Source organism: Neorhizobium sp. LjRoot104, from assembly GCF_964253725.1.
Lineage (GTDB): Bacteria > Pseudomonadota > Alphaproteobacteria > Rhizobiales > Rhizobiaceae > Neorhizobium.
Window position 1 is genome coordinate 1,146,919 of record NZ_CAXURS020000002.1, and the last position, 18,249, is coordinate 1,165,167.

Annotated in this window: 19 protein-coding genes; 10 read left to right on the plus strand and 9 right to left on the minus strand. The window is 60.5% G+C overall.

Going from position 1 to position 18,249, the window contains the following annotated elements:
- Positions 1 to 50 precede the first annotated feature (50 nt).
- The 6 genes from ACSQ8R_RS27530 (at position 51) to ACSQ8R_RS27555 (ending at position 5,281) form a co-directional block, all read left to right on the plus strand.
- Positions 51 to 1,034 carry an ABC transporter substrate-binding protein gene (locus ACSQ8R_RS27530; RefSeq protein WP_436256512.1) on the plus strand — a complete coding sequence of 328 codons (984 nt, stop codon included), beginning with the start codon at positions 51 to 53 and terminating at the stop codon, positions 1,032 to 1,034.
- Positions 1,035 to 1,095: 61 nt separating this feature from the next.
- Positions 1,096 to 1,890, plus strand: a complete 795-nt coding sequence (locus tag ACSQ8R_RS27535) for an ABC transporter ATP-binding protein (protein ID WP_436256513.1) — start codon at positions 1,096 to 1,098, stop codon at positions 1,888 to 1,890.
- Complete coding sequence (locus ACSQ8R_RS27540; protein WP_436256514.1) at positions 1,887 to 2,702, plus strand: ABC transporter permease; 816 nt, start codon at positions 1,887 to 1,889, stop codon at positions 2,700 to 2,702. Before ACSQ8R_RS27535 ends, ACSQ8R_RS27540 begins: the two co-directional genes overlap by 4 nt.
- Positions 2,699 to 3,478 (plus strand): ABC transporter permease, encoded by a 780-nt coding sequence (locus tag ACSQ8R_RS27545; protein ID WP_436256515.1) that lies wholly within the window; start codon positions 2,699 to 2,701, stop codon positions 3,476 to 3,478. The genes ACSQ8R_RS27540 and ACSQ8R_RS27545 overlap by 4 nt, the downstream gene beginning before the upstream one ends.
- 21 nt (positions 3,479 to 3,499) lie before the next feature.
- Positions 3,500 to 4,510: an amidohydrolase family protein gene (locus ACSQ8R_RS27550; RefSeq protein ID WP_436256516.1), complete on the plus strand. Its 1,011-nt coding sequence runs from the start codon at positions 3,500 to 3,502 to the stop codon at positions 4,508 to 4,510.
- Positions 4,511 to 4,873: 363 nt separating this feature from the next.
- Positions 4,874 to 5,281, plus strand: coding sequence for a hypothetical protein (locus tag ACSQ8R_RS27555; RefSeq protein WP_436256517.1), 408 nt, complete (start codon positions 4,874 to 4,876; stop codon positions 5,279 to 5,281).
- Positions 5,282 to 5,463: 182 nt separating this feature from the next.
- Here the strand turns inward: ACSQ8R_RS27555 and ACSQ8R_RS27560 are convergent, their stop codons facing one another.
- From ACSQ8R_RS27560 to ACSQ8R_RS27595, 8 genes are all read right to left on the minus strand, one after another.
- Positions 5,464 to 6,048, minus strand: coding sequence for an adenylate kinase (locus ACSQ8R_RS27560; protein ID WP_436256518.1), 585 nt, complete (start codon positions 6,046 to 6,048; stop codon positions 5,464 to 5,466).
- A 2-nt stretch (positions 6,049 to 6,050) separates the two neighbouring features.
- Complete coding sequence (gene gabD / locus ACSQ8R_RS27565; RefSeq protein WP_436256519.1) at positions 6,051 to 7,508, minus strand: NADP-dependent succinate-semialdehyde dehydrogenase; 1,458 nt, start codon at positions 7,506 to 7,508, stop codon at positions 6,051 to 6,053.
- A 23-nt stretch (positions 7,509 to 7,531) separates the two neighbouring features.
- A complete protein-coding gene (locus ACSQ8R_RS27570) occupies positions 7,532 to 7,975 on the minus strand; it encodes an acyl-CoA thioesterase (protein ID WP_436256520.1) in 444 nt (147 codons plus the stop codon).
- Positions 7,976 to 9,136 (minus strand): iron-containing alcohol dehydrogenase, encoded by a 1,161-nt coding sequence (locus ACSQ8R_RS27575; RefSeq protein WP_436256521.1) that lies wholly within the window; start codon positions 9,134 to 9,136, stop codon positions 7,976 to 7,978. It lies immediately after the preceding gene.
- Between the two features lie 17 nt (positions 9,137 to 9,153).
- On the minus strand, positions 9,154 to 10,689 hold the full coding sequence (locus ACSQ8R_RS27580; protein WP_436256522.1) for a class I adenylate-forming enzyme family protein: 1,536 nt from the start codon (positions 10,687 to 10,689) through the stop codon (positions 9,154 to 9,156).
- Between the two features lie 23 nt (positions 10,690 to 10,712).
- The gene (locus tag ACSQ8R_RS27585; protein WP_436256523.1) at positions 10,713 to 11,468 is read right to left on the minus strand and encodes an SDR family NAD(P)-dependent oxidoreductase; all 756 of its coding nucleotides are present in this window, start codon (positions 11,466 to 11,468) and stop codon (positions 10,713 to 10,715) included.
- A gap of 66 nt (positions 11,469 to 11,534) precedes the next feature.
- Positions 11,535 to 12,302 (minus strand): enoyl-CoA hydratase-related protein, encoded by a 768-nt coding sequence (locus ACSQ8R_RS27590; protein WP_436256524.1) that lies wholly within the window; start codon positions 12,300 to 12,302, stop codon positions 11,535 to 11,537.
- 98 nt (positions 12,303 to 12,400) lie between these two features.
- Positions 12,401 to 13,609, minus strand: a complete 1,209-nt coding sequence (locus ACSQ8R_RS27595; protein ID WP_436256525.1) for an ABC transporter substrate-binding protein — start codon at positions 13,607 to 13,609, stop codon at positions 12,401 to 12,403.
- A gap of 272 nt (positions 13,610 to 13,881) precedes the next feature.
- Between ACSQ8R_RS27595 and ACSQ8R_RS27600 the strand changes: the two genes are divergently transcribed.
- The 4 genes from ACSQ8R_RS27600 to ACSQ8R_RS27615 are packed head-to-tail and all read left to right on the plus strand — an operon-like array spanning position 13,882 to position 17,235.
- Entirely contained in the window at positions 13,882 to 14,640 is a 759-nt protein-coding gene (locus ACSQ8R_RS27600) for an ABC transporter ATP-binding protein (RefSeq protein ID WP_436256526.1), read from the plus strand.
- Entirely contained in the window at positions 14,633 to 15,337 is a 705-nt protein-coding gene (locus tag ACSQ8R_RS27605) for an ABC transporter ATP-binding protein (RefSeq protein WP_436256527.1), read from the plus strand. The genes ACSQ8R_RS27600 and ACSQ8R_RS27605 overlap by 8 nt, the downstream gene beginning before the upstream one ends.
- Positions 15,338 to 15,371: 34 nt before the next feature.
- Entirely contained in the window at positions 15,372 to 16,259 is an 888-nt protein-coding gene (locus ACSQ8R_RS27610) for a branched-chain amino acid ABC transporter permease (protein ID WP_436256528.1), read from the plus strand.
- 1 nt (position 16,260) lies between these two features.
- Positions 16,261 to 17,235 (plus strand): branched-chain amino acid ABC transporter permease, encoded by a 975-nt coding sequence (locus tag ACSQ8R_RS27615; RefSeq protein ID WP_436256529.1) that lies wholly within the window; start codon positions 16,261 to 16,263, stop codon positions 17,233 to 17,235.
- 73 nt (positions 17,236 to 17,308) lie between these two features.
- Here the strand turns inward: ACSQ8R_RS27615 and ACSQ8R_RS27620 are convergent, their stop codons facing one another.
- Complete coding sequence (locus ACSQ8R_RS27620) at positions 17,309 to 18,085, minus strand: SRPBCC family protein (protein WP_436256530.1); 777 nt, start codon at positions 18,083 to 18,085, stop codon at positions 17,309 to 17,311.
- Positions 18,086 to 18,249: the final 164 nt, after the last annotated feature.

The following is an 18,249-nucleotide window of genomic DNA, read 5'->3' on the forward strand; positions in this document are numbered from 1 at the left end:
TTCATGAAAGCAGATGCTGCAGGGAGTGCCGGCATCACAAGGAGGAGAGAATGTTGAAATTTCTGAAAACCATGGCGACAGCGGCGGCACTTGCCGCGCTGTCCTGGCAGGCGGCGAGCGCCCAGGCAATCGAGAAGAAGGACATCACGATCGGCCTACCGCTCAATACTTCGACGCTGTTGCCGATCTATGTTGCCGATGCTCAGGGCTTCTTCAAGGAAGAGGGTATCAACGTGAAGATCGTCGCCTTCAAGGGTGGCACGGATCTGGTGCGCGGCATGGTCGCCGGTGCCGTGGATATCGGCGTTGGCGCGTTCTCGGAAGCGCTTGTCGGGGTCGAAACCGGCCAGGGCGTGAAGATCTTCTACGGCGGCTTCAACATGGCCGTCTTCGACTGGTATTCGGTGCCGTCGATCAAAACGCTCGAAGAAGCCAAGGGCAAGCGTTTCGGTGTCTCGACCTTCGGTTCATCGACCGACTTCCTGACCCGTTATGCGTTGAAGACCAAGGGCATCGATCCGAAGAGCGAAGTGCAGATCGTCCAGGGCGGTGGCTCCGTGCCGCGTCTTGCTGCGATGGAAGCCGGTCAACTCGAAGTCAACATCTTCGCGACGCCCGAAAAGTTCATGGCGGCCGATCGTGGCTTCAACCTGATACTGCAACAGAAGTCAATCGCGCCGGATTTCCCGTTCCACTGCTTCTACGCGCGTGAAGACTTCATCAAGAACGATCCGAATGCCATCAAAGCCGTGCTGCGTGGCTTTGCCAAGGCCGTCCGGTGGTCCAAGGCCAACAAAGAGGAATCGGTCAAGCTTCTGGCCGCCAAGCTCGGTCTTGAGGAGACCTATCTCAATCGCGGTTATGACGACTTTATCGACGAGATCTTCGAAGATGGCCGTCTGGCGAGCGAGGCCGGCATGAAGGCCTTCTGGGACGTCGGCATCATGAACGGCACCTATAAGCAGCCCATGCCGGTCGACAAGTATTGGGTCGGCACGTTCCACGATACCTACAATGAGTGGAAGCCGAAGTGAGCCTTCCATTTGCATGATAATATTATGAGCGGGCGAAGGCCCGCTCCAGGAGGAGGAAGCAGTGGCGCAGATTGAAATCCGCGATCTCGGAATCGATTATCGCAAACCCAAGAGCAACGAGGTGTTCTCTGCCGTCGACAGTGTCGACTTGTCGGTCGAGAAGGGCGAATTCGTGACCATCGTCGGCTCCAGCGGCTGCGGCAAGAGCACGTTGCTGATGGCGGTCGCGGGGCTTGTCGACCTGACGCGTGGTTCGATTGATATCGATGGCAAGCGGGTTGAAGGTCCGGGGCCTGACCGCGCGGTGGTGTTTCAGGAAGCCTCTCTGCTTCCCTGGCGTTCGGTCCGTGGCAACGTCAAGTTCGGGCTCGAAATGCAGCGCTGGAGCGGCGGTGACCTCAACGAGCGGGCCATGCAGATGATCCGCCTCGTCGGTCTCGGCCGCTTCTCCGACTATCATCCCCACCAGCTTTCCGGCGGCATGCGCCAGCGCGTCAATATTGCCCGTGCGCTTGCGGTCGATCCAGAAGTGCTGCTCATGGATGAGCCGTTCGGAGCGCTCGATGCTCAGACTCGCGAGATCATGGGCACCGAACTTTTGCGCATCTGGGAGCGCGCGAAGAAGACGGCTTTGTTCGTCACCCACGACATCGACGAAGCGATATTCCTGGCCGACAAGATCGTCGTCATGGGCCGCAACCCGGGTCATATCAAGGAAGTGATCAAGGTCGATCTGCCGCGCCCGCGCAATGAGTCAATCCTCGACAGTGACGCCTTTCACGAATTGCGCAAGCGTCTGCGCGCCCATCTGGCCGAAGATATGTCCAGCATGCAGCTGGTACAGGAGGTCGCATGAGATCGGCAGAGATAACCGCCGAACCGGCGGAGGCCCGACAGCTGTCCCTTTCCTTCCTGCGTCCGTCGCGCTCTGCGATGATCGGGACGCTTGCTGTGCTTGCATTTCTTGTTCTGTGGCAGATCGCTCCGGCGATGGGCTGGGTGAATGGCCGTTTCACCAGCCGCCCTACTGAGGTTTTTCTCGCAGCAATCGATATCTTCAAGAATGATGATTTCCTTTATCACGCCCGCATCAGCCTGACGGAATTCGTGGCCGGTTTCGCACTGGCGATCGTGGTATCCATTCCGCTCGGCCTGCTGCTCGGCACGTCGAAGATCGCCCGCTACCTTATCGATCCGCCGCTGATGGCGCTCTATATCGCCCCGACCCTGGTGCTGCTGCCGATCATGGTGATCTGGCTCGGCATCGACATGGCGCCGAAGATTGCCGTCGTTTTCCTGGGCGCTGTCTTCCCGATCGTTCTCAACACCATGGCCGGAATGAGCGAGGCGGACCCGAAGTTTATCCGCATGGCGCGTTCGTTCGGTGCGACCAAGTTCGATATCTTCACGCGCGTCCTCGTACCCGGTTCGCTGCCGGCGCTATTGACAGGTCTCAGGCTCGCCGTTGGCCGCGCCGTGCTCGGCGTCATCGTCGGCGAGCTCTTCGTCTCACAGGCAGGCATTGGGTACCAACTCAATCTTTATGGCTCTGCCATGCGCATCGACCGCCTGCTTGTTTACGCTCTGATCGTCAGCGCCTTCGGCTACACGCTGACCGTTATCGTCCGATCGGTCGAGAACAAGGTCCGCGACTGGAGGTCAAAATGATCGCCGAATTTTTCTATCGCCGTCAGGCGCTCGTGCTCGGCACCCTGTCGATGATCAGTATCGTGGTTTTCTGGCAGATCGCCGTCGATACCGGTTTCATCAATCCGTTCTTCATCTCGACGCCGGGCCAGGTCGCGGCGGAGTTCATGGTTCAGTTCGAAGACGGTTCGGTTGCCACCAACGTTGCTGCGACACTTTATTGTTTCGTCTGGTCGCTTGGCCTTGCTGCGGTGGTCGGTATTATCCTTGGCATGCTGGCCGGCTGGTTTGCGGATGTGGAATCGGCGCTGGAACCGTTCATCTGGTTCAAATACTCGGCGCCGACTGTCGCCTTCTATCCGCTGTTCGTTGCCGGGCTCGGCTATGGCACGCCAACGATCATCGCGATCGCCTTCCTTTTCGCCCTAACGCCGATCTATGCCAACACGCTGTCGGGCATCAAGAATACCGATCGTGACCTGGCCCGCGCTGCGCGCTCCTTCGGGGCCAGACCGCTCGATATCTTCCTGCGCGTCGCCCTGCCGGGGTCCGTGCCGGTGATGATGGCCGGCCTTCGCCTCGGTGTTGGCCGGGCGCTGACGGGTGTTGTGGTTGCCGAACTCTTCGGCGCCAATGCCGGTCTCGGTTACGCGATTACCTATTACGGCCAACTGATGCAGACCACCAAGATGATGGTGTCGATCGTCATCGTCATCGCGCTCGGTGTGCTGCTGACCCAGATCCTGTCGTTCCTGGAAACCAGGACCGATTCATGGCGCGTCGATAGCGGCCGCTGAAGCCCCCCAAGGACAAGTCTGATGAAGATCATCGATTCCCATTTCCACTGGTGGCCGCGGTCGATCTTCGAACCGCTTTTGAAGCGCGAAGATTTCCCGAAGGCTGTCGTGAACGCGCGTGGTGGCTATACCTATCACGGCGCCAACGGACGCCGCGGCACGGTCGCGAGCTGGAAGGAGTGGTTCGATCTGGACGAGCAGCTCGCCTATATGGACAGCCTCGGTCATGACATTTCGGTGGTCTGCTCCATCGGCCCGCTATCGATCTACTTCTCGGAACTGCCGGTCGAGGAAGGCCGCGACGCGGCGCTCGCCTGGAACGAGGAGATGGCCTGGGCGCAGCGGCGTTATCCCGGCCGTGTCTGGGCCTCGGCCGCAATTCCCCTGGTCGATACGCGGGTTGCGATCGAAGTGCTCGACGACGCAGTCAACCGGCTCGGTCTGATGGGTGTCAACCTACCCGGCAGCGTCGGCAAGGACAGGATGATCGACGATGTCCGGCTGGAGCCTTTCTACGAGCGGGTCGCGGAACTCGGCCTGCCGATGTTCCTGCATCCGACTGATGCGGTTTTCGCCGATGTCATGCAGGGCTATAATGATGCCTTGCACTTGAGCCTTGGCCGCGTGGTGGAAGTGAGCGCAGCCGCGTCGCGGCTTATCCTTTCCGGGACGATGGAGCGTCATCCGCGACTCAAGATCGTCATGTCGCATACGGGCGGCGCCCTGCCATACCAATCCGGTCGCATGGATAAGAATTCAAAGACCGCCGGCCTGACAAAGCCGGTCAGCCATTATCTGCACCAGATGTTCACCGATACGGTTTCGCCGCATTCCGCCGGCCAGAGGTTCGCGATCGAATACTTCGGCGCCGACAACGTCATGTACGGTACAGACTATCCCTGCTGGGATCCGGCCGTCTGCCTGAAGCTTCTCGATGAGATCGAGATGAGCGCCGCCACCAAGCAGAAGATCTTCCATGATAACGCGGTGCGGATCCTCGGCCTCAAAACCTCTAGGTCCGCGGCCGCGTAAATGCGCTTGATGGAGGGCGTTGATAGCACCCATGATCCAGCGTCTTGAATGTATGTGTACGCGACCACCAAGACGCATCCCTACCGATCAAGCTCGCTGACCAAGATCGTGGCGAGAGATCAACCAGCGTTGTTTTCGGTATGGCGGCCGCAGTCGCAGCGACCGGATTGGCGAGAGCGGTAGGTGCAGGTTTAGACGGCTTTCGTGAAATATTGCAGCCTTTCTCATCATTGCCGGCCGTATCGCCTGCACTTTTCCCTTGGCGACGGAAACGGCCTTCATCCGGAACCTTTTGCCACTCATCCCGATTGGAATGTGGCGATCCGCGCAAACGGCGGACGGTGACACCATCGGGAGGATGAGTTGAACGCCAACATTTCGGCTGCGATACGCGCCGTGCCATCTGAAGCGAGAGAGGCCATTGCCAACGTTCGGGGCCACTGGGCCTTTTTGACAGTCGGCCTGGCGATCGCCGCCGCCGTCATCGCTGTCCTGAACTACGAATTCAGCAGGCCCTTCGCATCATTGGCGATCGGCGTAGGCATGATGTTGTTCTGTGCCGTGACATTGATCGGCGGGCTTGCAAGCTGGTTGTTTTTCACCGGCTTGCTGTGGAGGAGGTCGGAGACCCACGCGCCGCCACGCCGGATGCGCCGGCTGGCGGACGATGACATACCAAGGCGGTTCTGGTTCTGCGGGTTTCTTGCCACCTTGCTCTGGATTGTTCCGCTATATGCCTTGGCGCTGGGCCTCGTCTCAGCCACCGAGTAACCGGCTGGGGGCGATGGACGCCAATCAACGGGGCACCCGCCTTAGAGATCCTACAACGCCGGTCCCCTGGTCGATTCCATGAACCCGGCCTGAATGGGGTAGGGTAACCGCGTCCGGAGACGCCCTGACCACCCGCGGTCTCCACGGATTTTTAACAACGGATCCCAATAGGTAGATTGGGCCTAAGTGGTTATCAAATGAAGGACTGTGCGAGTCACGTCATCAATGCCATTCGTTGCGTCGATACGTCGGAGTAGCCGGCGTTTCTGGTAGAAAGGAGAGAGCGCAGCGGTGGCTGTCAAAAACTCTTCCACTCTCCGCTTCAGGACATCCGGGTTGTCGTCGGATCGAATAGGACTTGCCGTGGAGCGCGACTGTTCCGCCCGCTTTGCGATGCGCTGTTCGAGGCGATCGACCGGAATATCGAAAAGGATGACATGATCGAGGGGCAGCCCCTTTCTGCTCAGGAGAGTTTCCAGAGCCTCGGCCTGGGCCACCGTGCGCGGAAACCCGTCAAGGATGAAGCCTGCCGCGGCGGCACCATCGCTCAGGCTCTCTTCGACGAGACCGATGACGACATCGTCGGGTACGAGCTCGCCCGCATCGACCGCCGCCTTGGCCTGGAGCCCGAGCGCTGTACCGGTCTTGATTGCATGCCGCAGGAGATCACCTGTCGAGACATGCCGCAGGCCACGCTCGCTGACGAGCTTTTCCGCCTGCGTGCCCTTTCCGGCGCCAGGCGGGCCAATGAAGACAAGACGCGCCATGATCAGATCCCCATGCACATGTATTTGATCTCAAGATAGTCGTCCAACCCGTATTTGGAGCCTTCGCGACCGTTCCCGCTTTCCTTCACACCGCCGAACGGAGCGACTTCCGTCGAAATCATCCCTTCATTGATCCCGACGATCCCGTATTCAAGCGCCTCGGCGACCCGCCAGACCCTGGAAATGTCGCGGCCGTAGAAGTAGGCGGCAAGTCCGAATTGGGTGTCATTGGCGAGCGCGATCGCTTCGCTTTCTGTCTCGAAACGGAAGATCGGAGCGACCGGCCCGAAGATCTCTTCGCCGAAAATCTGCGATTGTGGCGAGACGTCGGCGATCACCGTCGGCTGATAGAAGCTGTGGCCCAGCCCATGACGTTTACCGCCGGCGAGTACCCGACCGCCATGCTTCAGAGCATCCGAAACAAGCTCCTCGACTTTCGCAACGGCCTTATCGTCGATCAGCGGGCCGATCTGGACGCCGGGCGCAAATCCGTCGCCGACGGTCAACCGGGAGACCGCTTCAGAAAGCCGGCTGACGAAGGTGTCATATATGCCGCTCTGGACGAGGAAGCGGTTGGCGCAGACGCAGGTCTGACCCGCATTGCGATATTTCGAGACGATCGCACCCTTGACCGCGGCCTCGACGTCCGCGTCGTCGAAAACGATAAAGGGCGCATTTCCGCCAAGCTCCATCGACGTGCGCTTCACGGTCGCTGCGCACTGCGCCATCAGCACCTTGCCGATTTCCGTCGAACCGGTGAAGCTCAGCTTTCGTACGATCGGGTTGGATGTCAACTCGCCGCCGATCTCGCCGGCCGATCCGGTCACGCAGGACAGTACGCCTTTCGGCACGCCGGCGCGTTCAGCAAGAACGCAAAGCGCCAATGCCGAGAGCGGAGTCTGGCTGGCCGGTTTGATGATCATGGAGCAGCCGGCAGCAAGTGCTGGCCCTGCTTTACGGGTGATCATCGCCGCCGGGAAATTCCAGGGCGTGATCGCGGCGCAGACACCGATCGGCTGCTTGATGATGACGATGCGCTTGTCGGATGTGGGCGCGGGGATCGTGTCGCCATAGACCCGTTTCGCCTCCTCGCCGAACCACTCGATATAGGAGGCCGCATAGGCGATCTCACCCTTGGCTTCCGCCAGTGGCTTGCCCTGTTCTGCCGTCATGATGGCGGCTAGATCGTCCTGGTGTTCGATCAGCAGATCGAACCATTTTCGCAGGATGGCGGCGCGTTGCTTTGCCGAAAGCGCCTTCCAATCGGACTGCGCCCTTTCGGCGCTTTCGATCGCCCGCCGCGTTTCCACGGCGCCCATGCGCGGAACCGCCGCGACCACGGAACCGTCGGCAGGGTTGGTGACGTCGAATACCCGGCCGTCATCCGCGTGGTGCCATTCACCGCCGATAAAGCACTGGTCGCGCAGGAGCGATGGATCCTTGAGAATGAGAACTGCCATAGGACTATCCTTGTGTTTTTGAATCAGGCTTGAGCGGCAAGCGGCTCGAGCAGCCGTCTTGCGGTGTCGCCGAAAGGAACGGGTCGGCGCGACAGACGGTCGACGTTCACGTGGATGAAAAATCCTTCGGCGGCCGCCGCGTCCTCGTCATTGCGGAACAGGCCGATTTCGTAACGAACCGAGGAATTGCCGAGCTTTCCCACCCTGATGCCCGCCGTTACGCGATCGGGAAAGGCCATCTCGGCATAGTAGCGGCAACCCGTTTCCACCACGAGAAACACCTCTGCGCCGTTTTTGATGTCGAGCACTTCGTTTTCGATGAGATAGGTATTCACCGCCGTGTCGAACAGGCTGTAATGCACTACATTGTTCATGTGCCCGTAGATGTCGTTGTCCGACCAGCGCAGGCCGATTTCCCGGAAAACCTTGTAGCCCGAACGACTTGAAGGGATTGGACGTTCCGCCATTTACCAGGCCGCCCTGTAGATGGAGAGCGCATCCGCCTCGCCGACCTCGCGCGGGTTGTTGACGAGGAGGCGCGTCTGTTTCATGGCGTCACGGGCCATTCCCGCCAGATGCTCCTCGCCGATGCCAACGTCGCGGAGTCTTCGCTGGAGGCCGAGCCTGGCCGACAGCCCTGCAAGCTTCTCGATGAACGCCGCGCAACGACCCTGAGCCCCCTGCTCCGATGCCAGATCCGGAAAGGCGTCGGCCGCGATTTCGGCGTAGACCGAAGCGGCTTCGGGCGCGTTGAACCGCAGGACATGGGGAAGAACGAGCGCGTTGGACAGGCCATGCGGGATGTGGAACATGCCGCCGATCGGGTAGGCAAGCGCATGCACCGCGGCAACCGGAGAGTTGGCAAAGGCCTGCCCGGCCAGCATCGATCCAAGCAGCATTGCACCGCGTGCGGCACGATCCTTGCCGTCGAGAACGGCCGCTTCGATATTCGCACCGAGAAGCTGGAGGGCCTGACGCGCCAGCATTTTCGACAGCGGATTGTTGTTGGCGCTCTTTGAGGCATAAGCTTCGATCGCGTGGACCATGGCATCGACGCCCGTGGCGGCCGTGATATGGGCAGGAAGGCCAAGCGTCAGATCCGCGTCGAGGATCGCGATATCGGGCAGGATGATCGGTGACGACACACCACGCTTCTCGTCGCCGCCGACGGTAATGATGGAGACCGACGTCACCTCGGACCCTGTCCCGGCGGTCGTCGGGACGAGCACCAGAGGCAATCGCGGCCCCTTTGCATTTCCGACGCCCCAGGCCCCATCGATATCCTCGCCCGAGCCGCAGAGAAGCGCCACGACCTTTGCGACGTCGAGCGAGGAGCCGCCACCGAAACCGATGATCCCGGTCGCACCAGCCGCCCTTGCCGCATCCGATGCCGCCGTGACGGTGGCAAGCGACGGATCGGCCTCAACGCCGTCGAATACGACCGGCTCGATGCCCGACGCTGCAAGCGACGCCAGAGCCGGTTCGCATAATCCGAGTTTCCGCAAGCCAGGGTCGGTTACGAAGAGGATGCGCTGCCCGAGCTTCGTTCGGACGATACCGCCGATCTCGGCAGCCGCACCCGGCCGGAAGACTATCTGCGCAGTGGTGTTGAAAATGAACGGGTTCATGCACTTCTCCTATATCATCATCCGCTCAGGCAGCAGAGGCTCTCGCGAAGCTTCACGCGCAGGATCTTGCCGGATCCCGTCCGGGGAATTTCGCCGACGACAAAAATCCGGTCCGGAACCTTGTAGGCCGACAGGCGCTCCTTGCAGTGTGTCAGCAACGCGGCCTCATCGAAAGCGCTAGCATCCTTGAGAACGACGCATGCGATGGGAACCTCACCAAGCATGGTATGCGGCATGCCTATCACGGCGCAGTCCATGACCGCGGGGTCGAGCAGGATCGTCTCTTCTATCTCGGCCGGCGCGATATTCTGCCCGCCTCGAATGATCAGCTCCTTCAGGCGGCCGGTAATCGTCAGAAAACCGTTCGCATCGGACTTGGCGAGATCGCCCGTGCGATACCAGCCGTCGACGACCGCTTTCTGCGTTTCCTGCGGCTTGTTGTGATACCCTTGCATGAGGTTGGGCCCTTTGCAGATCAGCTCGCCCTCTATGCCCGCAGGGACGTCCAGACCCGTTTTCGGATCGACCACCCGAACGGTCAGCCCCGGCAACGGCAGACCGCAGGAACCGGGCACCCGCCAGCGGCCGGGCCAGTTCATGGTCACCATGGTGGACGTCTCGGTAATCCCGTAGCCATCGAGCAGGGGAACGCCGAAAAATTCTTCGAAATCGTTGTTCAGCGTGCCGGGCAGGATCGCGCCGGCGGAGACGCAGAGCCTGACCGATGACAGCAGTTTCTCGCCGCTCGCCCGGCAGGCGGACAGGAAATAATGGAAGACCGTCGGCACGCCGGGCATGAAGGTGAACCGCCCCGTGCGGAGCAGTTCGGTCGCCCGCGTGGTGGAGAATTTCTCCATGATGTATTCGCTGGCGCCGGTCGCGATGATCGAAAGCACTGCGATGTTCAGCGCGTAGGAATGATAGAGCGGAAGCGTGTTGAGAACGACGTCCTTTTCGTTCATCCCTGCAATCGGTGTCCAGCAGGCCGCCGTCACCCAAAGCATGGATCTCGTCGAAAGAAGTACACCCTTGGGCTGCCCGGTCGTTCCCGACGTGTAGACGATGTAGGCGGGTCGATCGACATCCGGGTCGTCCTCGAAACCGGGCGACTGCGGCCGCTCGATACCACCAAATCCAGACACCGGGTCTGCATCGGTCACGATGACCGGTCGATCGAGCCGCGACAGGACGGCGTCCACCATCGGCCGCTTTTCGGGCACGCTTACGAGCACTGTGCATTCGGCATCCGTCAAGCGATAGGCAAGCTCGGCCTCGGTGGATTCGATGCTCACAGGGACGGAAATCCCTCCGGCCCTTACCACGGCGAGGCAGGCGACGACCCAGTTGACCGAGTTCGGCAGGAAGATCGCGACGGTCTGCCCTTTCTGAAGCCCCGAAGCGGCAAAGTGCGCGGCCAGAGCCTCAGTTTCCGCTTCGAGCTGCGGATAGGTGACCGTCCTCCTCCGGTCCTCGAAGGCCATCTTTTCAGGATACAGGCGCGCATTCCGCCGGAGTATCTCCCCGACGGGCGCGATCAGATCGAAGTGTATCATATTGGCTCCTCCCAATCCTCCTGTTAAACCATGCAAAAGCCGCCATTGACACTGATCACCTGCCCCGTAATCCAGGACGAGGCGCCAGCGGCGAGAAATGTTACCATGGGTGCGACGTCGTCCGGCTTGCCGATGCGGCGTAGAGGATAAGCCTTGACGATCTTCTCCCGGTTTTTCTCAAGGAAGTCCGGGTCGGAATGAGATGTCTCGATCAGGCCGAGCGAGACCGTATTGACGGTGATGTTGTTACGCCCGAATTCGCGGGCAAGCGACTTGCCGAGAGCGATCGTCCCGCCGCGTGCCGCCGCCGCCAGCGCGAGGTTCGCTTCGCCGATCCGGGAACTGTCGCCGACGAGATTGATGATGCGGCCGGAATTCTGCGCGATCATCAGCGGCGCCACCTCGTGGCAGCAATTGATCGCGCCATAGAGGCACACGTCGACCTGTTGTTTCCAGTCCTCCGGTGTCGAATCCACGAAGCGCTGATATTTTACGTAGCCGGCATTGTTGACGAGGACGTCGACCGTGCCGAAATCCGCCTTGACCGCAGCGACCATTGCCTTCACCTGGGCATTGTCGCTGATATCCGCCTTGTAGGCCTTCGCCTTACCGCCGCTTGCCTCGATAGAGGAGACGACCGCTTCGGCCTCGTCTTTCGACCGGCTGTAGTTCACCGCGATGGTGGCCCCTTCTGCAGCAAGCGCGCGGGCGATATCTCCTCCGACGTCCCTGCCGCCGCCTGTGACCAGCGCCACCTTGCCGTTCAGATTGGTTTCCATTGCATATCTCCTTGGTAATGGGATGCTGCCTCTGCAGCACGCATGTTGACTGGTTCGGCGCGGCTTTCAGCGGCCCCTAAACCGTGGCGGGCGCTTCTCGCCGAACGCCTTGCGTCCCTCGGCGTAGTCATGGCTCGAACTTGCCTCATCGATCAGCCTGTCCGCTTCGGTCTGATCGAGATTGCCCCGGGCGCAGCCGTTGAGGATGAACTTGGCTCCCCTGATCGTCAGGGGTGCATTGGCGGCCATGGCATTGGCACGATCGAGGGCAGCAGCGGTCGCATCGTCCGCCAACTCGTCGATGAAGCCGTTGCCAAGCGCCTCGTCGGCGGTGAAGCGCTTGGCCGAATAGAGTATCCGCTTCGCTTCGGTGACGCCGACAAGCGAAAACAGCTTTTTGGTTGCCGACACGCCGTAAACGATCGACAGGCGTGCGGCGGGAATGCCGAACACGGCGCTCTCTTCCGCGATCCGGAAATCGCAGGACATCGCCAGATGCGCGGCACCTCCGAGGCAATAGCCGCGCAGGACAGCGATCGTGGGCTTGGAAACCTCGTAGATCGCGTCACCCGCCGCATCGACGGCGACCTCGTAGCGAGCGCTTTCCTCGGCACCGCCCCTCACCGCATCGAATTCGCTGATGTCCGCGCCTGCCGAAAAGTCGGCGCCAGCACCCGTCAACAGAATGGCGCGGATATCCGCATCGGTGTCGAATGCGCGGAACCGCTCCGCAAGCTCGCACCACATCGCATAGGTCACGGCGTTGCGTTGCTTCGGCCGGTTCAGCGTGACGATGGCGATGCCATCGGATTTCTCGACCAGAATGTCACTCATGTCCTGCTCGTCTCTCCTGCCAACCGCAGCCGTTACCGCTGCTCATGCAGTGATGGGGTTGAGTGCCCGGCGCAGTGAAAGCCGGGCACCGCTTTCGATCACTTCTTGACCAGCGGGCACCTGCTCTCGGAAAGTGGCCGGAAAGCCTTGTCGCCTGGAATAGTGGTGACGAGCTTCAGCAGGTCCCATTCGCTCTTGGATTCAGACGGCGCCTTGACCTGATAGACATACATGTCATGAACCATCCGGCCGTCCTCGCGGATCTTGCCGCCCTTGGCAAAGAAGTCATTGACAGGCGTTTCCTTCATTTTCGCCATGACCTGTTTTGTATCCGTCGTGCCGGCGGCCTTGACGGCCTGCAGGTAGTGCATCGTCGAGGAATAATCTCCCGCGTCGCCCATATGCGGCGGACGCCCGACACGCGCCTGGAACTTCTTGGCGAAGGCGCGGGTCTCGTCATCGCGATCCCAGTAGAATGCGTTGGTGAGGATCATGCCCTGCGCGGTTTCGAGCCCGAGCGAATGGACATCGGTGTCCCAGACAAGCAGGCCTGCAACCGTCTTGCCAGACGACGCAAGCCCGAATTCGGCGGCGGATTTCACTGCATTGACGAAGGTGGTGCCGGAGCCGGCCATAGCGACGACATCGGCGGGCGATGCCTGGGCCTGCAACATGAATGCGCTGTGGTCAGAGGTTTCGATCGGATAGCGGACGGCACCCGATACGGTCCCGCCGTTTGCCTTGACGATCAGGCTTGCATCGGCTTCCAGCGCATGGCCGAAAGCATAGTCGGCAGTCAGGAAGTACCAGTTTTTCTTGCCTTCGCGGATCAGCTCGTTGGCGGTGCCATTGGCCAGCGCATAGGTGTCGTAGGAATAGTGAATGCTGTTGGGCGTGCAACTGTCATTCGTCAGACGCGATGTACCGGAACCGTTGACGATCGCGATCTTGTCCTGATCCTTGGCAACCTGCGTCACCGCCAGCGCAATGCCGGAATTGATCAGATTGTTGATCATCCTCACGCCCTGCGACTCGTACCACTGACGGGCGGTCGAAACGGCCACTTCCGGCTTGTTCTGGTGATCGGCCACGAGGACTTCCACCGGACGGTCGAGGACCTTTCCGCCGAAATCCTCTACCGCCATCTTCACGGCGGCAATCGCGCCGTCCCCGGCTTCATGCGAGAACTGGCCGCTGACATCGGTCAGGACGCCGATCCGGATCGGCCCCGAATCTTGGGCCCGCGCCTGAATGCCCATCGCGCCCAAAGCCACGGCGCACGAGAGCAAAATTCTTAAGCGATTCATCAATCCATCCTCCCAGATTTGGCGCCGAAGCTCCTCCACGAGCGTCGACGGTGAACTTGCGCTATCATACTTTATGGTAGGCACCAGCCTCAGTCATGCTGCTATGCACAAGGCCATGCAATCAAGATAAACAGAATTTTCACCGGTACGCAAGCTTGCATTATTAGACTTTATGTGTTTTTCTTTAGTTGCCTTTTCCGTTGGATGAGGCTTGCGGACCGGCTTTGCCTGGCGCCGCGGGAAGAGAGAAATTCAGCCGGGAGGGAGGACTCGTGCCGGAGAACGCACCCATCATCGAGGCGCGAGGTTTGACGCGCTCGTTCGGCGGCTTCATCGCCGTAAACAACGTCGACATCAAAATCCGGCCGGGCACCATCCACGCTCTGATCGGCCCCAATGGCGCCGGCAAAAGCACGCTGTTCAACCTGTTGACCAAGTTCCTTTCCCCGAGTTCCGGCCAGATCTTCTTCAAGGGTCGCGACATCACGCAGATGGCGCCTGCCGATATCGCGCGGCTCGGCCTGGTCCGCTCGTTCCAGATCTCGTCGGTCTTTCCGCATCTGAGCGCGCACGAAAATGTGCGGGTCGCGTTACAGGCTCGCGAGCGCGAGACCTTTTCTTTCTGGAAGTCCAGCCAGTGTCTGAAGCGCTTTGACGAAGAGGCGCTGGCACTCCTCGAAAGCGTCGGACTTGCCGAAAAGGCCCGGACGAAGGCCAGCGAACTCTCCTACGGACGCAAGCGCGCTCTGGAATTGGCGACCACGCTGGCGCTGGCGCCGGAAGTCATGCTCCTCGACGAGCCGATGGCCGGCATGGGAACCGAGGACATCGGCCGGACGGCGGCGCTGATCCGCCGCGTCGGCAAGGGCCGTACCGTGCTGATGGTCGAGCACAATCTGGGCGTCGTTGCCGACCTGTCCGACACGATCACCGTGTTGCGTCGCGGCGAGGTGATCGCCGAAGGAACCTATGCGGAAGTTTCGACGAATAGCGAAGTCCGCAAGGCATATATGGGAGCAGCCCATGGCTGAAGCACTTCTGAACGTCAGCAATCTTCAGGCCTGGTACGGCGAAAGCCACGTTCTGCACGGCGTCGATTTCAATGTCCGCAAGGGCGAGGTCGTCACGCTGATCGGCCGCAACGGGGCCGGCAAGACGACCACCCTGCGCAGCCTGATCGGTGTTGTAGGCAAACGGGCCGGCACCGGCACCTACAAGGGTGTCGATCTTCTCCGGACACCGGCGCACAAGGTCGCACGGCTCGGGATCGGCTATGTCCCCGAGGAGCGGGGCATATTTTCCAAGTTGAACGTCATCGAGAACCTGATGTTTCCGCCGGCTTGGCAGTCGGGCGGCATGAGCGTCGAGGAGATCTACAGCCTGTTTCCCAATCTGAAGGGCCGGGACACCACGCCAGGTACGCGGCTATCAGGCGGCGAGCAGCAGATGCTGGCGATCGGCCGCATCCTGCGCACCGGAGCGGACTTCATCCTGCTCGACGAGCCGACGGAAGGTATCGCCCCCGTCATCGTCGAGGAGATCGGCGCTGCGCTGCGTATCCTCAAGGATCGCGGCATGACCATCATCCTGGTCGAGCAGAACCTGCGGTTTGCGGCCTCCGTCGCCGACCGGCACTTCGTCCTCGATCAGGGAAAGGTCGTCGACGAAATTTCCAATGATGCGCTTGACGCCAACATGGACCGGTTGAACCGGTATCTGGGGGTCTGATCGCTATGCGCACGTTTCAACAGGTAGGAATCAGATGACAGATTTCCTCGGGGTGCCAATTCCCGTTCTTCTCGGCCAATTGCTGCTCGGACTGATCAACGGCTCTTTCTATGCGCTTCTTAGCCTCGGGCTGGCGATCATCTTCGGCATGCTCAACGTGATCAACTTCGCACATGGAGCCTTCTACATGCTGGGCGGCTTTGTCGCCTGGTACATGCTTTCCCGGCTCGGCCTCGGATATTGGGGCACGCTGATCGCCGCGCCTCTGGTGGTAGGCCTTTGCGGGATAGTCGTAGAAAGACTGCTTCTGAAGCAGCTCTATCGCATGGATCATCTCTACAGCCTGCTTCTGACATTCGGCGTGGCATTGATGCTGGAAGGACTATTCCGTCACGTCTTCGGCGCGGCCGGCAAGCCTTATCCCGTTCCGGCAGCCCTCACGGGCGGCATCAATCTCGGCTTTATGTTCCTTCCGATGTATCGCGCCTGGGTGATTGCGGTCTCGCTCGTCATCTGCCTCCTGACCTGGCTTGCCATCGAGAAGACGAAGCTCGGCGCCTATCTGCGGGCAGCGACGGAAAATCCCTCGCTGGTCCAGGCCTTCGGCATCAACGTGCCCCTCATGCTGACGCTTACCTATGCGTTCTGCGTCGGGCTGGCCGGTTTCGCCGGCGCGCTGGCCGCCCCCCTCTATCAGGTCAGTCCCGGCATGGGGTCCAGCATCATCATCGTTGTCTTCGCCGTCGTCGTGATCGGCGGCATGGGATCGATCGGCGGCGCGATCATCACGGCACTGGCGCTCGGAGTAATCGAGGGTCTCACCAAGACATTCTATCCTGCCGCCTCGTCGATCGCGGTGTTCATCATCATGGTGCTGGTGATCCTTATCCGGCCAGCCGGCCTGTTCAGTCGTGAGGCTTGAGATGAAAAGCGTGACCCTTGCCAATCCTGTCACCCCGCTCGGTTATGGCCAGATGATCGGCCGCGTATTGCTTGTCGCCGTTGTGGTCGCGATGCTGATTGCGCCGCTCGCGGTCTATCCTCTCTTCCTGATCAAGATCCTCTGCTTCGTCCTGTTTGCTGCCGCATTCAACCTGGTCCTCGGTTATGCCGGGCTGCTCTCCTTCGGGCATGCCGCATTCTTCGGCGGCGGTGCCTTTATAGCGGCGCATGCGGCCAAGGTCTGGCAGTGGCCGTTCGAACTGGCTGTCCTGGCCGGAACGGTGTTCGCGACGATCCTGGGTCTCGCATTCGGGGCATTGGCGATCCGCCGCCACGGCATCTATTTCGCCATGATCACGCTGGCGCTTGCCCAAATGGTCTATTTCATGGCGGTCCAGATGCCGTTCACTGGCGGGGAAGACGGCATCCAGGCCGTGCCTCGGGGCTATCTGCTCGGCGTCATCGACCTCAGGAACATCACCGCGATGTATTACACTGTCCTGGGCGGCACGGTCATCGGGCTGATGATCATATGGCGCGTCGTCAATTCGCCCTTCGGTCATACATTGTCGGCCATTCGCGAAAACGAGACCCGCGTGACCTCGCTTGGCCTTAAGCCGGAGCGATACAAGCTGATTGCCTTCACGCTATCGGCGGCGCTGTCGGGCTTCGCCGGCTCGCTGAAGGCGATCGCCTTCCAGCTCGCCTCGCTCGTGGACGTCACATGGCACATGTCGGGCGAAGTCATCCTAATGACCCTTCTCGGGGGCATGGGAACGCTGATCGGGCCGATCGTCGGAGCAACTGTCGTCGCCGGGCTGGAACATTTCCTCTCGACCAGCGGCCTGCCGATCACGTTCATCATCGGTTTGTTCTTCGTGATCTGCGTGATGATGTTCAGGCGGGGCATGTTCGGCGAGCTGAAGCTTTTTCTGGAGCGCCGGAGAGGAGATTGAAAGTCTTCCTGTGCAAGCGAAAAGAAAAGGCCGGAGCATATGCTCCGGCCTTTTCCGTTCAAATGGCAAAAGCCTATTTTGAGATTCTACCGAACAGGTAGCCGATGGCCACCGCCATGACCAGCTGGACGATACTGGCAAGATCTGGGGATATGCGCGAGGGCGCGTCCACAGCCGGAGCAAGACTCAGCAACAGCCCGCCATAAACAATCCACAGGGCGGCCAACACCGAGACGAACACCACGAGCGCGGTCACCGGCAGCGAGGCGCCGGAACCGACCGCCATGGCCGGCTGGGCGGCAGACCTTGAGACTGCTCTCGCAGGCACCTCGCGCGGTGCGGCGGCAGGTTCGGAATGCGTTGGCGCGGCGGGCGTCGCTTCCACCGGAGCCGCTTCTTGCGGATTCTGGCGCGCCTGTATTTCCTCGGCAAACCGTTTGAAAAACTGGCCCGCCATCTGCTTTGCCGTGACGTCGATCAGCCGCCCGCCAAGCTGCGAAAGCTTGCCGCCGATTTGCGCGTCCACGGTATAGTCCAGAACGGTCCCGCCCTGCACTTCGGACAGTTTCACGACGGCCACGCCCTTGGCGAAACCAGCAACGCCGCCCTGCCCTTCGCCGGTAATCTTGTACCCGTTCGGCGGATCGAGGTCCGAGAGCGTCACCGCGCCCTGGAACCGCGCCTTGACTGGCCCGACCTTCATAACCGCGACAGCGGACATTTCGGTCGCGGACGATTTCGTCAGTTCTTGACATCCGGGAATACAGACCTTGAGCACGTCCGGATCGTTCAGTGCCGCCCAGACCTCATCCCTCGTGGCCGGTATTAATTGCTGACCAGACATTTCCATTGAAAATCCTCCTCATCTCCATCGGGACGATACGCACGACACCGCCCACGAGCTCGCTTGACATTCTTCCTTTAAGTCTAATAATGCAAGTGAATTTACAGCAAGCGTCATTGTTGGGAAATGACGCCGGAGGAGCACTGATGGCACGTTCATCGACAAGAACG